This window comes from Siphonobacter sp. SORGH_AS_1065, from assembly GCF_030818595.1.
Taxonomy (GTDB): Bacteria; Bacteroidota; Bacteroidia; order Cytophagales; family Spirosomataceae; genus Siphonobacter.
The window spans coordinates 3,377,602-3,395,429 of the sequence record NZ_JAUTAM010000004.1 but is presented as its reverse complement, the minus strand read 5'-3'; the positions used below and the strand labels follow the sequence as shown (position 1 = coordinate 3,395,429).

Here is a 17,828-nt window from a genome sequence, read left to right as displayed (position 1 = left end):
ATGCAATGGATAAATTTACCCATTTGTTAATTCTGCAAAGGGAACGGGTCTGGAAACACTCTCTTCCAGGGATATAAAGGTCTCGGTTCGCTGAATACCGCCTACTTTCTGAATTTTATCGTGTAATACTTCCCGCAGGTGTGTCGTATCCCGGCAAACGATTTTCGCGAAAATAGAATAGATACCTGTGGTATAATGGATATTTACGACTTCAGGAATAGCCGCCAGTTTTTCGGCTACCTCAGCGTATAAAGAACTTTTATCCAGATAAATTCCTAGAAAAGCGGCAATGTCCCACCCTAGTTTAGTGTGATCAATCATCAACGTAGAACCCCTCACAATACCCATTTGCTCCATTTTACGCATCCGAACATGTACAGTACCCCCGGAAACGAAGATTCTTTTACCAATTTCGGTATAGGGCATGGTGGCATCCTGCATCAGCAGACCCAATATCTTCAGGTCTACGTTATCAATCTCATAATTTTTATCCATTGCTTTGGCGTTTCTATTTAAAACTAAGCAATAATACAGACCAATTATTAATAATATCGTAAATTTTTTAAATTTTTTATACAACTCTTGCAAAACGACACTTCTGTACATTACCTTTGTAACATCAAACGCGATAACGCTGTTCCACACTGTAGGGTGATGAAATTGGCAGCCATGCCCTCCTGTCTCGGGGGTGAAGAGTCCAGGAAAAAATCAGTATAAAGCCGGGCAAGTCCGACTGGGGTTGACCACCAAATTTTGTGCTGTATCTAACTGCTTCGTGGAGGTTCGAATCCTTCTCCTACAGCTCTAAGTACCATTTATTCCCATTCTTTCAAGGCTAGGCTTCTACGGATCATTGATCCGCCTAGTGTTTTTTTATCCGGTGAAAGCGGGATTTCGAAGAAATGGCAGTATTTTTATTTGGTTTTTAGTTTGTTGATGAAGTGTAATTCTGACACGCAACCTTTCTGAGGATTGCGTGTTTTTTTTGGAATGATTTCTTATCTTTTCCTGGTTTCGCCAAACATTTACCAATCCTTTCCCGTTATTTCGCGTTTTTTATTTTCCCATTGACGTCTTCATCAAATGGTATCAAACTACGCGGTTGTTTTAGGCATTTTATGTTCGGTTCTAGGATTGATCTTCTATACCTCTACTTTTCCTTCCCTCAAAAAATTTTACGATATCATCCCCCCAGTTCTTCTGAGCTACTTCATCCCTGGTTTATTAACTACGGCAGGGGTCTTTGCACCCGAAGTGGTCGGTGATGATTCCGCGATTTATAAAGTCGTTTCGCAATACCTGCTTCCCGCCACACTGGTATTATTTACCCTGTCAATGGACCTGAAGACCTTAAAACGACTCGGCTTTAAAACGGTAATGGTTTTCCTGGCGGGTATCATCGGCGTCGTGATTGGGGGGCCCATTGCCGTCTGGATTGTCAAGCAATTTTCGCCCGCAACGGTGGGCGGCGAAGGAGCCGATGCCGTCTGGAAAGGCCTAGCCACCATTGCCGGAAGCTGGACCGGCGGCGGAGCCAATCAGGTGGCATTAAAGGAAATTTTCAAACCGTCCGAAAAACTCTTTTCCCAAAGCGTTTCAGTAGACATTATCGTTGGTGAACTCTGGATGGCCCTCATGATTTATGGAGCGGGAAAATCCCTTGCCATCGATCGATTCTTTAAAGCCGATGCCTCGGCCATTACCGAAGTGCAGGTAAAACTGGAAACGTATCAGGCCCAAAACCAGCGAATTCCACAGCTACGCGATTTACTGATGATCATTGCCATTGGTTTAGGGGTTACGGGTTTTGCCCATGTCGTTGCGGATACTATTGTGCCCGTTTTAAAAGAATACCCAGGCCTCGAACGCTTTAGCTTAACTTCTAAAGTTTTCTGGATTATTTCCATGGCCACGATCGTGGGAATTACCCTTTCCTTCACCCCCGTTCGTCAGCTCGAACACGTAGGATCCTCCAAAATTGGCAGTGTTTTTCTGTATTTATTAATTGCCACCATCGGATTAAAGATGGACTTGTGGGCCATCGCCGATAACCCCGGGCTTTTCGCTGTTGGCGTGATCTGGATTCTGATTCACGGCGTTTTTATTGTCCTGGCAGGCCGACTTTTCAAAGCACCTTTTTTCTTTATGGCCGTCGGATCGCAGGCGGCCATTGGTGGCCCGGCTTCGGCTCCCGTCGTAGCCGCTGCCTTTCATCCTTCGCTGGCCCCCGTTGGAGTTTTATTAGCCATTCTAGGTTATGCCATTGGTACATACGCAGGCTATATCACCGGGTTACTTATGCAATGGGCCTCCTATTAAGCTCAGACTACAGAATAAGGGAAAGGCTCGTCAATAAGCTTCTTTATTAGAAAAGCGATCGTTACCTGTTAACTAGAATATGCAATCCTCTAGACTTTTACTTGGCCTTCTGGGAATTCTGCTGGCGGCAACCACCTGGGCTCAACCACTTCCCTGGTCTGAACGCATGGCTAATTCCATCATGACTACCCGCCTGGATTCTGCTGAAATCAAAGCAGGTAAGCTTACGCAATGGGGTTACGAAGAGGGCGTTATTCTGTATGCCCTAAGTCGCATGGCCGAGCGTTCTGGAGATGGAAAATACTTCCATTACATGCAGCGGAATATTGATTCTTACGTCAATGACCAGGGAGAAATTCGAGGCTATCGTTTCGAGGATTATAACCTGGATAACATCCCTTCCGGGCGTTTGCTGCTGAAATTGTACCTGGACACGGGTAAAGAGAAATACTGGAAAGCTGCTCAGTACGTACATAGTCAGTTGGAATCTCAGCCTCGCACGAAAGAAGGCGGTTACTGGCACAAAAAACGGTACCCCAATCAGATGTGGCTCGACGGCCTTTACATGGCAGAGCCTTTCTCCGCCGAATACGCCCTGATTGCCAAGGAACCTAAGTATCTCGATGAAGTTGCCAATCAGTTCATCTGGATGGAGAAAAACTCCCGCGACGCTAAAACGGGCTTGTTATACCATGCCTACGACGAAAGTCGCGAACAGAAATGGGCCCATCCACAAACCGGCGTTTCGCCGCATTTCTGGGGTCGTGCCGTAGGCTGGTACGTCATGGCTCTAGTCGATGTGCTGGATTATTTCCCGAAAAATCATCCCAAACGCGGTCAACTAGAGGAAATTTTCCAGCGATTAATGCCCGCCGTTGTTAAGGTTCAGGATCCCAAAAGTGGTTGCTGGTGGCAAATCCTGGATAAAGGCACCGAAAAAGGGAACTACCTTGAAGCTTCGGCTTCCAACATGTTTGTGTATGGACTAGCCAAAGGCATTCGCAAAGGTTTACTGGATGCCTCTTTCCTGAAAGCGGCACAAAAAGGGTATCAGGGTATCCTGAAAGAATTCATTACTACGGATGAAAAAGGATTAGTTCATCTCGACAAAACGGTAAGCGTAGGTGGATTAGGTGGGGATCCCTACCGCGACGGCAGTTATGCCTATTACATGAGTGAGAAAATCCGTTTGGATGATCTCAAGGGCGTAGGGCCGTTCATTCTGGCGAGTATTGAGATGGAAACCCTTCCTGAATGGTCCTATGTGAAAGGCAAAACGGTAGGCTTGGATTATTTTTTCAACAACGAATACACCAGTAAAGGCGAGCGTTACCATTACACCTGGGACGATTACCGTGATTCAGGTTATTCGTTATGGGGTAGCATTTTCCGCGATTATGGAGCCAAAACGGTATCCGTTCCTGAGGCTCCTACGGCGGCATCGCTGAAAAAACTGGATGTGTACATCATCGTTGATCCTGATACCAAAAAAGAAACGGCGAAACCCAACTACATGACGGAAGCTTACGCTAAAGTCATTACCGACTGGGTGAAAGCGGGTGGAACGCTGGTATTGTTAGCTAACGATACCTCTAATGCGGAGATTAAAAACTTCAATATTTTGGCAGGGAAGTTTGGTATTCAGTTTACAGACCAAAACGTGAACATGGTCAAAAACAACATATACGATCAGGGGAAGCTTCTCTTTGACGGTAACCACCCGATTTTCGGCGATGTAAAAAAGGTGTTCATCAAAGAATTAGTTACCTTAAAAACCAAAGCTCCTGCCAAACCGGTATTAACGGCCAACGGCGATGAAATTATGGCCGTAGCTCAGCTTGGCAAAGGTCGTGTTTTTGTCCTCGGCGATCCCTGGATTTACAACGAATACCTGAACGGTAAACGATTACCAATGGAATACGAAAACTTCAAAGCCGCAAAGAATCTGAGTAAGTGGCTTTTGAATGACTAACTATAAACTCTTTGTTACCCTTCAAAGAGAACGCCATTGGGTTGCGTTCTCTTTTTTATTAGTGTAGCGATGCAATTCATCTCTTCGCAACATCCTTAATTCATTTGCTGTGGCAGGTGTCCTCCTTCCCTAACAAGTGGCTGGTCAGGACACCAGCCACGGTGAAACTTGCAGGTCCGCTGCCAGCTTTTTCGCTGGCAGCAAAACTATCCGGGTCACACTGACTGCGGTTACCCTATTCCGCAACTTATGCGAGATTACTATCTTATATTTATTTTTATATGTTGTTGTAGAGATACGATCAATCGCGGCTCTATACCGTGGCTGGTGTCCTCACCAGCCACGGGGTAGCTTTTCTTCGTTCTGGCTATCCCTCACGCTGATCACAATTGTTTTCGTTACCTCTAAATTAATTCCATTCCTAAGCCAGACGCGATCAATCGCGTCTCTACGTTCTTATCCTTTTAAAAATAATCTGCCGTGGCTGGTGAGGACACCTGCCACGGGGTAACTCCCTTACTGATGTCCTCACCAACTACTAAGTCCATCAGTTATTTTTTCAAATGACATAAATCACAGCTAAACTCAAAAGGCTTTGGTATTTTTGTAGGAAATGATTTTCCCCGGTTAGGCCGGCTCTATTTTCTGCGTATGACACTGCCTCTTGATTCTATTCTTACGCTACGACTCATGTTGGGTGAGATTTTAGCTGGACAATTACCCCAAGCCGGTCGCCAATGGCTGGATACGAAAGTAAATCTCACGAACCCCGTCAGCATTCAAACGGCTTTTGTAGCGGCTCCGCGTTTTACGGGGAAACAGCCGGTCTCCTTAAGCCCCGAACGTCGCCAGCAAATCGCTGAGCTGCGTTCCCATTTCAGTATACTGGCCTGGCCTCTGGATCGGGTTACTCGCTTATACCTGCTTTTGCACCTGCCTCTGGAGCAAAAAGAGTTATTTATTCAATCCATCGAAACCCTGTTTGAAACGGCGGAGATGAATGAACTCGTTGCCCTATACGCTTCACTTCCCGTATTACCTTACCCCGAAGCCTGGTTTTTTAGAGCCACAGAGGCCGTTCGTTCCAACATGGGGTTGGTTTTCGATTCACTGGCCCTGGGGAATCCCTACCCTTCCGAGCAATTTTCCGAACTGGCCTGGAACCAGCTAGTCATGAAAACCATTTTCAATGATAAATCAGTAGGTGGTATTTTAGGGCTGGAAAAACGTAGTAACCCTGCGTTAGCACGCATTCTGGTGGATTTTGCCCATGAACGCTGGGCCGCTGGTCGTTACGTACCCGCCAGAGCCTGGCAGGTGGTGGTTCCTTTTGTCAATGAATCTATGTTAGCTGACATTCGGCATTTGTTCCACTCCAATCGAGCCATTGACCGCGAGGCGGCTTACCTTATTTGTACGGAAACGAATTTTGCCCCGGCCCGCCTGTTACTACAGGAATATACCAGTGACGTTCCTGAACATCTTACCTGGCATCAGCTCGATACGCAGGTTGCTTAATTCATATTTTATCCGGTTTTCAAAGCCGCTATTTCTATGTGCCAGCACGAATTAAATCCTTCTCATTTCGAAGAAAATAAAGAAGAAGTTACGCATAGTAACCTGGAATTCACGCAGTACCGGGATCTGATCAAGGGCATGAAGTTCTTTGATCCCCACGTACACATGACTTCCCGCACGACCGACGATTATCAGGCCATGGCCGATGCCGGAGTAGTAGCCTTGATTGAACCCGCCTTCTGGCTCGGGCAACCCCGTACGGGCGTGGCTTCGTTTAAAGATTATTTCAGCAGTCTGGTGGGTTGGGAACGTTTTCGTTCGTCACAGTTTGGGATTAAGCATTACTGTACCATCGGCCTCAATTCCCGCGAAGCTAATAACGAAGCTCTGGCGGAACAGGTAATGGAAGTATTACCCTTGTTTGTGTACAAAGAGGGCGTGGTAGGCATCGGCGAAATTGGTTTTGACGACCAGACCGCTGCCGAAGAACGCTTCTATCGCCTGCAACTGGAACTGGCCAAAGAAGCCAATCTTCCCGTTCAGATTCACACGCCTCACCGCGACAAAAAACAGGGTACCGAACGCAGTATGGCTATCGCTCTGGAACACGGTCTGGACCCTGGTATGGTCATTGTTGATCACAACAATGAAGAAACCGTAAAAAGTGTGCTGGATCAGGGCTTTTGGGCAGCTTTCACCATCTACCCTTTCACTAAAATGGGAAATGAACGTATGGTGGAAGTCGTAAGACAATACGGCCCTGAGCGGATTATGGTGAATTCGGCGGCAGATTGGGGCATCTCCGATCCGCTGGCGGTTCCCAAAACGGCGGCTCTGATGAAAATGAAAGGCATTTCTGACGAAGCGGTTCGACTGGTTACCTATCAGAATGCCCTCGATGCCTTCGCCCAAAGCGGACAAATTGATGAAGCTGATTTCGGACAGGAAATTGACCAAAGTCAGAAATTCAATGGTAATACCATTCTTCGCGGTGGTCAGCAGCCCCGCATTGACAAAGATTCAATTTTTATTAAGTAATACCTATTGCGTTAAGTTCTTGTAATTATTCAATACTATATGGTTAGGTTATAAAATACTGACTATCCATTGGTCCACTGACAACCGCAGCGACGGCCGCTAAAAACGGTCAACTATTTACCTTTGCTACCGTGGTCTGTAACACGTAAGAATGCATCCTATCATTCTGCGTGCTACGGACCACGTTTGTGTTCAGAAAAACAAACTTATTTTTATGGGCCTTTAGGAAACTATTAAGTCTTATTGAAACCTTATTTTGTCGATAGAGATGAATTCAGGTACTGCTTTTGTTAACCATGTTGACTAAATTGCCTGTCTGTTTCTGAAAAGGATTTTTCGAAACCTGCTTTATCACTGCTTTTCTAAGCTCTAGAAGAATACTATTTTGAACATCAAGGCATTTATTCAGTTAATGCGACCGGCGAACCTCGTCACGGCAGTCGCTGATGTCTGGGCCGGAGCAGCCATCGCCGGAGCTATTCCTCCCGCGTTTGACTGGCGTTCTTTTCTCACCCTCAGTGCCGCCACGGTTGGTTTATACGGAGGAGGTGTGGTTTTTAATGACGTTTTCGATGCTCAGCTCGACGCTGTAGAACGTCCCGAACGTCCCATCCCTAGCGGACAGGTTTCCATCGAAGCTGCCATTTTTCAGGGAACCGTTCTGCATTTATTAGGCATCGGAGCCGCCAGCTTATGTAGCCTTGAAAGTGGTATTATTGCCGCCGCCATCGCTATCCTTACCCTAAGCTATGATCGTTTTGCCAAGCATGACGCTATCCTTGGGCCTTTGAATATGGGCCTTTGCCGCGGACTAAACTTGTTATTAGGCGTAAGCTTAATTCCTGAGTTACTCAGCGATTATTATGCCGTCGGTTTTCTACCCATTATTTTCATTGCAGCCATTACCATGATTAGCCGGGGTGAAGTGCACGGCGGCCACTCCCGCACCATGCTTTTTGCGGGGATATTATATGCCGTGGTAGAAATAGCTCAGTTGACCTTTGGTTACATGCAGGGGCATTTACTCGAAGCTCTGCCTCTGGTTCTGATTCATGCCTTTATGGTTTTCAAGCCCTTATTAACGGCCTATCAGAATCCTATTGGCCCAAATATTGGTAAAGCCGTGAAAGCCGGGGTATTGTCTTTAATCATTATGAATGCTGCCTGGTGCATGGCTTTCGGAGCCTGGCCGCTGGGACTGGCAACTCTCCTCTTGTTACCTTTTTCGCTACAGTTAGCCAAATGGTTCGCCGTAACGTAAGAGTTGTGAGTTTTGGGTTTAGAGTTTAGGGTTAGGGGTTATTTCAACCCTAAACTCTAAACCCAAAACTCACAACGCTAAATCATCCACTAAAGTCCATGGAAACCATTCAGCAGAGATTCACGGTCACGTTTTCGTATCCGGTTTTTTTTACCCAGCAACTTTTCGATCCTGAGAATCCCCAGCTTCGGGATTTTCTTAGTCAATACGGCGAAAGCGATTTCCACAAGAAGATTTTCTTTTGCATCGATTCTGGCGTGCTGGAAGCTCACCCTACATTACCCGATCAGATTGCCCATTATTTCCGTTCGGTGAAAGGTATTACCTGCGTTCCCGAATGGCTGGTTATTCCAGGAGGGGAAGCCTCTAAAAACGATCCTGATTTATTCGAAAAAATTGTCGATGCTGTGGATCGCTTTGGCATTGATCGTCACTCGTTTGTAGCCGCCATTGGGGGAGGTGCCGTTCTGGATTTGGTAGGTTACGCTGCCGCCGTTTCGCACCGGGGCGTGAAACACATTCGGATTCCAACAACCGTACTTTCACAGAATGATTCGGGCGTAGGTGTGAAAAACGGTATTAACTACAAAGGCAAGAAAAACTTTCTGGGCACTTTTGCTCCACCAATTGCCGTTTTCAATGACAGCGATTTTCTGCGTACGCTGGACGACCGTGACTGGCGTTCAGGCATTTCGGAAGCCATTAAAGTAGCTCTCATTAAGGATAAAGCCTTTTTTGAGTGGATTGAAGCGAATGCCTTTGCTCTGTCTCAGCGGGGTACCGAAGCAATGCAATACCTCATCCACCGTTGTGCGGAGTTACACATTCAGCACATCAGCAGCGGAGATCCCTTTGAAAGTGGCTCGGCTCGGCCGCTCGATTTTGGGCACTGGTCGGCTCATAAACTGGAATATCTAACCAATTTTGAAATTCGTCATGGCGAGGCCGTAGCCATTGGTATAGCTTTAGACACGTATTATTCCTTACTCGCGGGTCGGTTAAATCAAGCAGACACGCAGCGGGTGTTAAGCGTATTAACGCAGCTAGGTTTTGAATTATACCATCCGGCACTGGCAGAAAATGATTCGTTCCACCTGATTAACGGACTCCGGGAATTCCAGGAACACCTCGGTGGACGATTAACCATTACCTTGCTCGATGCGTTGGGTAAAGGCGTAGAAGTGCATGAAATGGATAACGAATTAATTCAGAAATCCGTAGCGGCCCTACAGGGAAATACGTTTGAAAACGTAAGCGAAGTACTTTAAATTAATACTAGCCCGGGATAATCACCTGGGCTTTCTCAATAATCCTCTAACCCAAAACAGGACCAGTCTATGAAAACATCTTTGGGTCACTTAACTTATTGCAGCAATATTCACCCCGGCGAACGTTGGGATGACCATTTCGACGCTTTAAAAGCCAGCATTCCTAGCATCCGGCAATCCCTGGCTCCGCACAAACCCTTCGGCATAGGCTTACGAGTGGCAGGTCTGGCGAGTAAGGACTTGTTACTGGAAACCAATCTCAAGCCTTTTCAGGAATGGCTGAAAGATCAGAACGCCTATGTCTTTACCATGAATGGGTTTCCCTACGGCGGTTTTCACGATACCCGTGTCAAAGAAAATGTCCACGCTCCCGACTGGATTCAGCCCGAACGCCGCGACTATACCCTTCGTCTGTTTCAGATTCTTTCGAAGTTATTACCCGAAGGCATGCGGGGCAGTATTTCGACTTCACCCCTGACCTACCGCCACTGGTGCCCACAGGAATCTACCCGGACGGAAGCCTTTCAACAGGCGACGCATCATATTTTAGAAGTGGTGCTGGCTTTAATTCAGATCAATCAGGAAACGGGTCAGGTTTTACACCTCAATCTGGAACCCGAACCGGATGGATTACTCGAAAACTCCACCGAGTTCATCGCCTGGTTTAACGATCAGTTACTATTCGACGGGGTTCCTTACCTGGTTCAGAAGGCCGGATTAAACGAAGCCGAAGCCGAGGCAGCTCTTCGCACGCACGTGCAGGTTTGTTACGACGTCTGCCATTTTGCCGTAGAATTTGAGAACCAGACTCAGGCCATTGATCTATTTGAACAGGAAGGCATTGGTATTGGTAAAATTCAGATTAGCTCGGCCCTGAAGGTTGATTTTGAGGATCAAATCGAAGAGAAGCTGGAGTTACTCCAACGTTTTGACGAACCTACGTATCTGCATCAGGTCGTAGCTAAACATCAGGATACATTACTCAAGTATCCCGACCTGAACGCCGCTCTCTGGGAGGCCGATCCAACCGGACAATGGCGAATTCATTACCACGTTCCCCTATTTCTGGAACAATACGGATTGCTGCAATCGACGCAGCAGGACATTATTCAGGTGCTCAATCGGCAGAAACGTAAGCCTTTTACGGAGCACCTCGAAGTCGAAACCTATACCTGGGGCGTATTACCCTCCGAATCGCAATTACCCATTACGGAATCGATTACCCGCGAAATGAAATGGGTGCTCGATCACATTGAACTCGGCACGCGGATTGATCTTAATTAAGCCCCGACCTTATTGCCTAACTCCTGTTGAAAATCATGCAAAAGACGGTTGTCATTGACGTAGTTGCCCTGAGTCAGAGTGTGATCGGGGAACATACGCCTTTCCTAAGCAATTACCTCAAAACCAGAAATATACAAACCATAACTCCCGTTTTTCCGGCGGTTACCACCACTGCACAAAGTGTGTATGTTACCGGAAAATGGCCGAGTGAAAACGGTATCGTCGGCAACGGCTGGTACGACCATCAGGATGCCGAAATCAAGTTCTGGAAACAGTCGAATCACCTGGTAAAAGGTGAGAAAATCTGGGAAGCGGCCCGCAAAGTTGATTCCAAATTTACCGTTTCCAAGATGTTCTGGTGGTATAATATGTACGCTTCGGCAGACTGGTCGGTTACGCCCCGCCCCCAGTATCATGCCGACGGCGTAAAGGCTCCCGATTGCTATAGCTACCCCCCGGAACTACGAGATCAGTTACAGGAACAATTGGGGCAATTTCCGCTCTTCAGCTTCTGGGGCCCGAATGCGAATATTAAATCAACGCAGTGGATTGCCGACGCTTCCATCTGGGTAGACCAGCGGAATGATCCCACATTAACCCTGATCTACCTGCCGCACCTGGACTATTGCCTGCAAAAATTCGGCCTGGATTTTGATCATATCAAGCAGGAACTCGGTGAAATTGATCGGGTATTAAAGCAATTGATTGAGTATTACCAGCAGAAAAATGCGAAGATTATTCTGCTTTCGGAATACGGTATTAATGATGTGAATCGTCCCGTTCACCTGAACCGCATTTTGCGGGAAGCCGGGTTAATCTCAGTGCGAACCGAACGTTGGTACGAGTTACTCGACGCAGGTGTATCCGAAGCCTTCGCGGTGTCCGATCACCAGATTGCACACGTGTATGTGAAGGATAAATCGCGAATTCCTTTTGTGAAGCAGTTACTTGAAAAAGTACCGGGCGTAAAGCTGGTATTAGACGAAGCAGGAAAACGCGAGCATCACATCGATCATGAACGTTCGGGAGATCTGGTACTAATGGCTGAAACGGATAGCTGGTTTACCTATTACTACTGGTTAGATGATAAAAAGGCTCCCGATTATGCTCATCTGGTGGATATTCACCGTAAGCCGGGGTACGATCCGGTAGAGATGTTCATGGACCCCAAGAATCCATTCATCAAGCTGCGAGCAGGATATAAACTGGCTCGCAAGTTATTAGGCTTCCGGTATCTGATGGATGTCATTCCGCTGGATGCGACGCTGGTTAAAGGTTCTCACGGAGCCATTTACGCCCCCAAAGCATTCCATCCCGTGTTTATCTCGGATCAGCCCACGGGAAAAACTGAAATACTGGCTACCGATGTTTACGATTTAATCTGGCAGCATTTGAATAGCTAGATCGAGGAAACCTTGGCTACTTCATTCCTAACCGCAGTCGCTCGGCTCTGCCGAGTAACGACCTAGCGATAGGCCTTTGGCCGATCTCATTCAAGTACTATATAAGATAAAGCACATACTTATCTATTGAACAACTCAAAAGCCATAAGCCCGATCAACTATACAAGTGGCTGGTGAGGATACCAACCACGGGAGCAGTAGTCAATTGCCGTGGTTGGCTAGTAAAATACAATACTCAATCACGTATCATGGTTGGTGTCCCCACCAGCCATTTTGTTACAAGTGGTTGGTGGGGACACCAACCACGGGAGGAAAGGACACCACCCACAGGGTAGGTATTCCCTTTGCTCTAATGAGTGACTTCCCAAATAAAGGCTGGTGTTTCCACCAGCCTTTATTTTTGATATTATAAATAAATTACAAATAATAATTTCAATAATTATAAATTATACTTATCATTGTCATCGGTTACCTGTTCCTCTACTTCTATTTATTGAGCTATGGCACAAATCAAAGCTTATCTAATGTTTGGCGGTAATTGCCTGGAAGCGATGACTTTCTATAAGCAATGCTTCGGTGGTGAATTTGATTGTATGACTTACGAAAACTCGCCGATGCCTATCCCGGATGATGTTAGATCGAAAATCATGCATTCGCGGTTAAAAAATCATTCACTCGAACTGATGGCGGCAGATGACGTACAGCACAAATCGGTTCATTCAGGCAATATGGTTACTCTGAATGTCACCTGTGGTTCGCAGGAAGAGATCAAGCGAATTTTCAAAGGCTTGTCTCAGGGTGGGCGTGTGACGATGCCTTTACAGGATACCTTCTGGGGTTCGAAATTCGGAACCCTGACGGATAAATACGGCATCAAATGGATGCTTAATTGCGATTAAACCTCTAATTACCTGGATATAAAGTTCTGGATAGCGACTGATTAGTCGCTATTTTTTTTATTCAATAACTACATAAAATAATCATTTTGTCTACATAACTGATTATTTGATCTGTTTTTATATACATTTGATCAAAATTTACAGCCATGGGTATGAATGATTACCTCAAAGGTCGCGGAGCTCAGCTCAATACGGCCAATCGATTTTTGAAACAGCGTTTGGAAGCAGAACCGGATGAGGAAATACAGCCTTCGCCGCAAACGCAATTTTTTACCGAAACGCCAAAGAAAATCATCAGTACGTTTTCGAGCCCTGACTTACCCATCGGCAAATCCATCAATCCCTATCAGGGTTGTGAGCACGGCTGCATTTATTGTTATGCCCGTAACTCGCACGAATACTGGGGCTTTTCAGCCGGACTTGATTTTGAGACAAAAATCATGGTGAAGAAAAATGCGGCACAGTTGCTGGAAGAACAGTTTCTCAGGAAAAGCTGGGAACCCGCCCCCATTGAGTTATCTGGAAATACGGATTGTTACCAACCCGCCGAAAAGAAATTCGAGTTAACCCGAAGTTTGCTGAAGGTGTTCCTGAAGTATCGAAATCCGGTGGGAATGATTACCAAAAATGCCCTCATTCTAAGGGATATTGATTTGTTAAGCGAGCTGGCCGCTCATCGGCTGGTTCACGTCTACATTTCCATTACCAGCCTCAACGAAAATCTGCGGCAGGCGATGGAACCCAGAACGGTAACGGCTCACAAACGCTTGCAGGTAATCGAGCAGTTAACCGCGGCAGGTGTGCCCGTTGGCGTTATGTCGGCCCCGATTATTCCGGGCTTGAACGATCAGGAGATTCCTAAAATTCTGGAAGCTGCTGCTCAGGCCGGAGCTTTGACGGCGGGTTATACCATCGTGCGACTAAACGGAGCCATTGCTGAGTTATTTGAAGACTGGATTCATAAAACCTTTCCCGACCGGGCCGAAAAAGTATTAAATCAAATTCGGGATTGTCACGGCGGACAGTTGAATGACAGTCGCTGGAATGTTCGGATGATGGGGGAAGGAAAAATAGCTGAGCATATTCGACAATTACATCGCATTTCGCTGCATAGGTACATGGCCCACCGGGTAATGCCTCCCTATGACATTACTCAATTCCGCAAGGATGGCATGCAAATGAAGTTATTCTAACTAAAAAGGCCACAAACTTACGTTTGCAGCCTTTCATCCTATTCGCTAGTACCTTACTTTGGAATTACTTCAAAATTTAAAGTAGAACCTTCAGGGAGAGTGGAGCCCATCGCTGCTGCTTTCTGTACGATTTGTAAATCAAGTCCCGTAGGATTTTTCACATTGATCGTATACTTGAAAGTCGCATTAGTAGCCTTAACAGGGTCTGCCACATAAGTTAATGTAGCACCCGTAGAGCTTTTCATGGTAATCGTTTTATTATCAGACGCTAAAGTCCAGGTACCGCTTTCTACTGCACCCGGAGTGTCCAATGAGCTACGCTCAAACGTTCCGTCCTGTTTGAAGGTTACGAAGAAGTTTGCTAGATCATTGATCAAATTAGCACTACCCCCACCTCTGGTATACACCGTAATTCCGAAAGATCCAGATCCGCCAGGAATACCTTTAACGGTTTGTGCCTGCCAGGTTCTGGATAGGTTGGCTTTCACCGTTGCGGAGGTTGCTGACGAATCCGGTTCGTTATCCTTCTTGCAACCAAAAACTAAAGCAGCTGATAAAGCCAGAAACATTAAGCTCTTTTTCATCTAATTTTTTGTTTCGTTTGTGGGGGATTGGAGATCAATCGCTAGCGAACTGAAAAGACTTCCTTTCCGGGGTTTGAGTTTAGTATGTACGTAAAAAGCTTTGAAATAGCTTTAAGGCTACTCTATTCAGTTAAAAACCTCATAAGACCGTCGATTGACGACCGACCTTTCAGTCTTTAACGTTTGGTTAAGCCCGCTTATTGAATGGATTAGTGGGCTTCCAGCCAATTTTGTCCAACGCCCATGCCTGTTTCCATTTTCACAGATAACGGTAAGGCATGAACCATCAAATCATTAACCCTTTCCCGGAGGTACTCTAGTTCGCTTACGTGTGCGTCGAAAACCAATTCGTCATGTACGGTGAGAATCATGCGGGATTTCAGTTTTTCTTTTCGGATAAAATCCTGCACTTTCACCATGGCGACCTTCATAATGTCCGCAGCCGAACCCTGAATGGGAGCATTAATGGCGTTACGCTCGGCATACCCCCGATCCGTCTGGTTACCGGAGTTAATGTTTGGTAAATAACGGCGACGACCTAAAATGGTTTCGGCAAAGCCCGTTTCACGAACTTTACTGATGCTTTCATCCATGTATTCCTTAACCGCCGGAAATTCACGGAAATAGTTATCGATCAGTTCTTTAGCTTCCGTCCGAGATACCTCTACCTGCTGTGAAAGTCCAAAGGCTGACACGCCGTAAATAATACCGAAGTTTACCGTTTTGGCTTTCCGCCGCATATCTGAGGTAACCTCTTCCAGCGGCACATGGAATACCTTACTGGCTGTGGCCCGGTGAACGTCCAGTCCTTTGTTAAAGGCTTCGGTCATGCTGGTGTCGCCCGAGAAAGCCGCCATGATGCGTAACTCAATCTGCGAATAATCGGCAGAGAGAATAACATGATCGGCATCGCGGGGAATAAAGGCTTTTCGAATTTCCCGACCTCTTTCCGTCCGAATCGGAATGTTCTGCAAGTTTGGATTCGTGGAAGAAAGCCGTCCCGTAGCCGTCACGGCCTGATTAAAACTGGTATGTAGCCGTCCCGTTTTGGGAGAAATAAGAGCCGGCAAAGCATCGACGTAGGTGGATTTTAATTTCTGCAACTCACGGAAATCCAGAATCTTACGTACAATTTCATGCTTGGACTCCAGACTTAGCAGGACATCTTCCCCCGTCATGTATTGACCCGTTTTGGTCTTTTTCGCTTTAGGGTCAAGATGCAGTTTTTCGAATAGAATTTCTCCTAATTGCTTCGGGGAGGAAATATTGAACTCTTGTCCGGCCAGCTCCCAGGTTTTTTGCTGCGTGTCCCGAAGGTCGGTATCGAGTTGATGGGAAAGCTCGCTCAGGAAGTTTAAATCCAGCCGAACCCCTTCCGATTCTACCTCAGACAGCACCCGGGCCAGCGGCATTTCCACTTCTTCAAATAGCGAAACCAGTTTCTGATTCTGTTTGAGTATGGGGTTTAAGACTTCCTTCAGTTGCAGGGTAATATCTGCATCCTCAGCGGCGTATTCCTTGATTTTCTCCAAGTCAACGTCCCGCATATTCCCCTGATTCTTGCCTTTCTTGCCAATCAGTTCTTCAATGGCAACGGGCGTATAATTCAGATACGTTTCGGCCAGAATGTCCATACCATGCCGTTTTTCCGGCTCAATCAGGTAATGAGCCAACATCGTATCATAGAGCTTTCCTTTTACCTCAATGCCGTAGTTGGCCAGAACGGTCAAGTCGTACTTGATATTCTGAGCAATTTTCTCGACTGCTTCGTTTTCAAAGACCGACCGAAAATCTTCTACAATGGCCTGAGCCTCTTCCTGATTTGTGGGAACAGGGACGTAGAACGCCTCCCCTACGCGATAGGAAAAGGATATACCGATTAATTTCGCTTCGATGGCTGACAGATCGGTGGTCTCCGTATCAAAGCAGATGGCCTCCTGTACATTCAGGTAATGAGCCAGCGACTGGCGTAATTCGGGCGTATCGATTAACTGATAATCATGAACCGTATCGTGAACGGTTCGGCGAACGGTGGAAGTTTCCCATTGCGTAGCGACTTCCGCACTTGCTACTTCCGTTACAGGGGCGGCTCCAAACAGATCCATCTGAGCCGTGGGAGCTTTGGCTTTGGATACTTTCGCAGCAGGCTCAGGAGCGGGTGTTTCATCGCCTAACATCCGTTTGCGAAGCGTTCTGAATTCCAGTTCGTCCAGTAAAGCTGACAGCATTTCCCGATTGGGTTCGCAGATTTTCAGAGCTTCCGCATCAAACTCAATCGGCACGTTTTGCTCGATTAACGCCAGTTCTTTCGACAATAAGCCCTGCTCCGCAAACGTGCGTACATTTTCCGCCATCTTGCCTTTTAACTGGTCAACGTTCGCAATCAGGTTTTCAACGGAACCATATTCGGCAATCAGCTTTACCGCCGTTTTTTCTCCAATGCCCGGAATGCCCGGAATGTTATCAACCGCATCGCCCATTAGGCCCAATAAGTCAACCACCTGATCGACATTCGTAATCCCCCAGCGTTCACAAACCTCTTTGGGGCCCATGATCTCGACATCCTTACCCATAAAGGCAGGTTTGTAAAGCTTTACGTGCTCCTCCACTAACTGACCATAGTCTTTGTCGGGAGTCATCATAAATACCTCAAAATCGCCAACGGCTGAAGCTTTTTTTGCCAGCGTTCCGATGATGTCATCTGCTTCGTACCCATCCAGAATCAGAACCGGAATGCAAAGGGCTTCACACAAACGCTTCACGTAAGGAATGGCAATGGTGATATCTTCCGGTTGTTGCTGACGCTGAGCTTTATAAGCCTCAAAACGCATGTGCCGAAAGGTGGGTTTGGGAGTATCAAAAGCAACGCCCAGGTGCGTTGGATTTTCTTTACGGATAACTTCTAATAAGGTATTTGTAAAACCAAAAACGGCACTGGTGTTCATGCCGGAGGTGGTAATACGGGGAGTTTTGGCGAAAGCGAAGTGTGCCCGGTAAATCAGGGCCATCGCGTCCAGAAGAAATAGTTTTTTCATGCAATCGCTGCGTTTCTGGCTTGCAAGTTAAGGTATCCCAAGCCGCTTTCAGTT

The 17,828-nt window shown here is 46.6% G+C and carries 13 protein-coding genes; 10 read left to right on the top strand and 3 right to left on the bottom strand.

Annotation, left to right across the window (positions count from 1 at the left end):
* Positions 1-15 precede the first annotated feature (15 nt).
* Complete coding sequence (locus tag QE390_RS14630; RefSeq protein ID WP_307142680.1) at positions 16-495, bottom strand: Lrp/AsnC ligand binding domain-containing protein; 480 nt, start codon at positions 493-495, stop codon at positions 16-18.
* A gap of 588 nt (positions 496-1,083) precedes the next feature.
* Here QE390_RS14630 and QE390_RS14625 point away from each other — a divergent pair.
* The 10 genes from QE390_RS14625 to QE390_RS14580 all read left to right on the top strand — a co-directional run bounded on the left by QE390_RS14625 (position 1,084) and on the right by QE390_RS14580 (position 14,155).
* On the top strand, positions 1,084-2,319 hold the full coding sequence (locus QE390_RS14625; RefSeq protein WP_307142679.1) for a DUF819 domain-containing protein: 1,236 nt from the start codon (positions 1,084-1,086) through the stop codon (positions 2,317-2,319).
* A 79-nt stretch (positions 2,320-2,398) separates the two neighbouring features.
* A complete protein-coding gene (locus tag QE390_RS14620) occupies positions 2,399-4,291 on the top strand; it encodes a glycoside hydrolase family 88 protein (protein ID WP_307142678.1) in 1,893 nt (630 codons plus the stop codon).
* 651 nt (positions 4,292-4,942) lie between these two features.
* Entirely contained in the window at positions 4,943-5,809 is an 867-nt protein-coding gene (locus QE390_RS14615; protein WP_307142677.1) for an EboA domain-containing protein, read from the top strand.
* 138 nt (positions 5,810-5,947) lie between these two features.
* A complete protein-coding gene (locus QE390_RS14610) occupies positions 5,948-6,847 on the top strand; it encodes a TatD family hydrolase (RefSeq protein ID WP_369804201.1) in 900 nt (299 codons plus the stop codon).
* Positions 6,848-7,232: 385 nt separating this feature from the next.
* Complete coding sequence (gene eboC, locus QE390_RS14605) at positions 7,233-8,108, top strand: UbiA-like protein EboC (protein ID WP_307142676.1); 876 nt, start codon at positions 7,233-7,235, stop codon at positions 8,106-8,108.
* Positions 8,109-8,206: 98 nt separating this feature from the next.
* On the top strand, positions 8,207-9,376 hold the full coding sequence (locus QE390_RS14600; RefSeq protein ID WP_307142675.1) for a 3-dehydroquinate synthase: 1,170 nt from the start codon (positions 8,207-8,209) through the stop codon (positions 9,374-9,376).
* Between the two features lie 69 nt (positions 9,377-9,445).
* The gene (gene eboE, locus QE390_RS14595; RefSeq protein ID WP_106637607.1) at positions 9,446-10,660 is read left to right on the top strand and encodes a metabolite traffic protein EboE; all 1,215 of its coding nucleotides are present in this window, start codon (positions 9,446-9,448) and stop codon (positions 10,658-10,660) included.
* 35 nt (positions 10,661-10,695) lie between these two features.
* A complete protein-coding gene (locus QE390_RS14590) occupies positions 10,696-12,063 on the top strand; it encodes an alkaline phosphatase family protein (protein WP_307142674.1) in 1,368 nt (455 codons plus the stop codon).
* Between the two features lie 500 nt (positions 12,064-12,563).
* A complete protein-coding gene (locus QE390_RS14585; RefSeq protein ID WP_307142673.1) occupies positions 12,564-12,962 on the top strand; it encodes a VOC family protein in 399 nt (132 codons plus the stop codon).
* A gap of 152 nt (positions 12,963-13,114) precedes the next feature.
* Entirely contained in the window at positions 13,115-14,155 is a 1,041-nt protein-coding gene (locus QE390_RS14580; RefSeq protein ID WP_307142672.1) for a PA0069 family radical SAM protein, read from the top strand.
* Between the two features lie 53 nt (positions 14,156-14,208).
* On the opposite strand, the gene QE390_RS14575 is transcribed toward QE390_RS14580, so the two are convergent.
* Positions 14,209-14,739, bottom strand: coding sequence for a hypothetical protein (locus QE390_RS14575; RefSeq protein ID WP_307142671.1), 531 nt, complete (start codon positions 14,737-14,739; stop codon positions 14,209-14,211).
* 209 nt (positions 14,740-14,948) lie between these two features.
* On the bottom strand, positions 14,949-17,774 hold the full coding sequence (gene polA, locus QE390_RS14570; protein WP_307142670.1) for a DNA polymerase I: 2,826 nt from the start codon (positions 17,772-17,774) through the stop codon (positions 14,949-14,951).
* Positions 17,775-17,828 lie beyond the last annotated feature (54 nt).

Coding starts and splice junctions, on each gene's coding strand:
- QE390_RS14630 (WP_307142680.1), bottom strand. CDS start 495: ATGGATAAAAATTATGAGATTGATAACGTAGACCTGAAGATATTGGGT.
- QE390_RS14625 (WP_307142679.1), top strand. CDS start 1,084: ATGGTATCAAACTACGCGGTTGTTTTAGGCATTTTATGTTCGGTTCTA.
- QE390_RS14620 (WP_307142678.1), top strand. CDS start 2,399: ATGCAATCCTCTAGACTTTTACTTGGCCTTCTGGGAATTCTGCTGGCG.
- QE390_RS14615 (WP_307142677.1), top strand. CDS start 4,943: ATGACACTGCCTCTTGATTCTATTCTTACGCTACGACTCATGTTGGGT.
- QE390_RS14610 (WP_369804201.1), top strand. CDS start 5,948: ATGAAGTTCTTTGATCCCCACGTACACATGACTTCCCGCACGACCGAC.
- QE390_RS14600 (WP_307142675.1), top strand. CDS start 8,207: ATGGAAACCATTCAGCAGAGATTCACGGTCACGTTTTCGTATCCGGTT.
- eboE (WP_106637607.1), top strand. CDS start 9,446: ATGAAAACATCTTTGGGTCACTTAACTTATTGCAGCAATATTCACCCC.
- QE390_RS14590 (WP_307142674.1), top strand. CDS start 10,696: ATGCAAAAGACGGTTGTCATTGACGTAGTTGCCCTGAGTCAGAGTGTG.
- QE390_RS14585 (WP_307142673.1), top strand. CDS start 12,564: ATGGCACAAATCAAAGCTTATCTAATGTTTGGCGGTAATTGCCTGGAA.
- QE390_RS14580 (WP_307142672.1), top strand. CDS start 13,115: ATGAATGATTACCTCAAAGGTCGCGGAGCTCAGCTCAATACGGCCAAT.
- QE390_RS14575 (WP_307142671.1), bottom strand. CDS start 14,739: ATGAAAAAGAGCTTAATGTTTCTGGCTTTATCAGCTGCTTTAGTTTTT.
- polA (WP_307142670.1), bottom strand. CDS start 17,774: ATGAAAAAACTATTTCTTCTGGACGCGATGGCCCTGATTTACCGGGCA.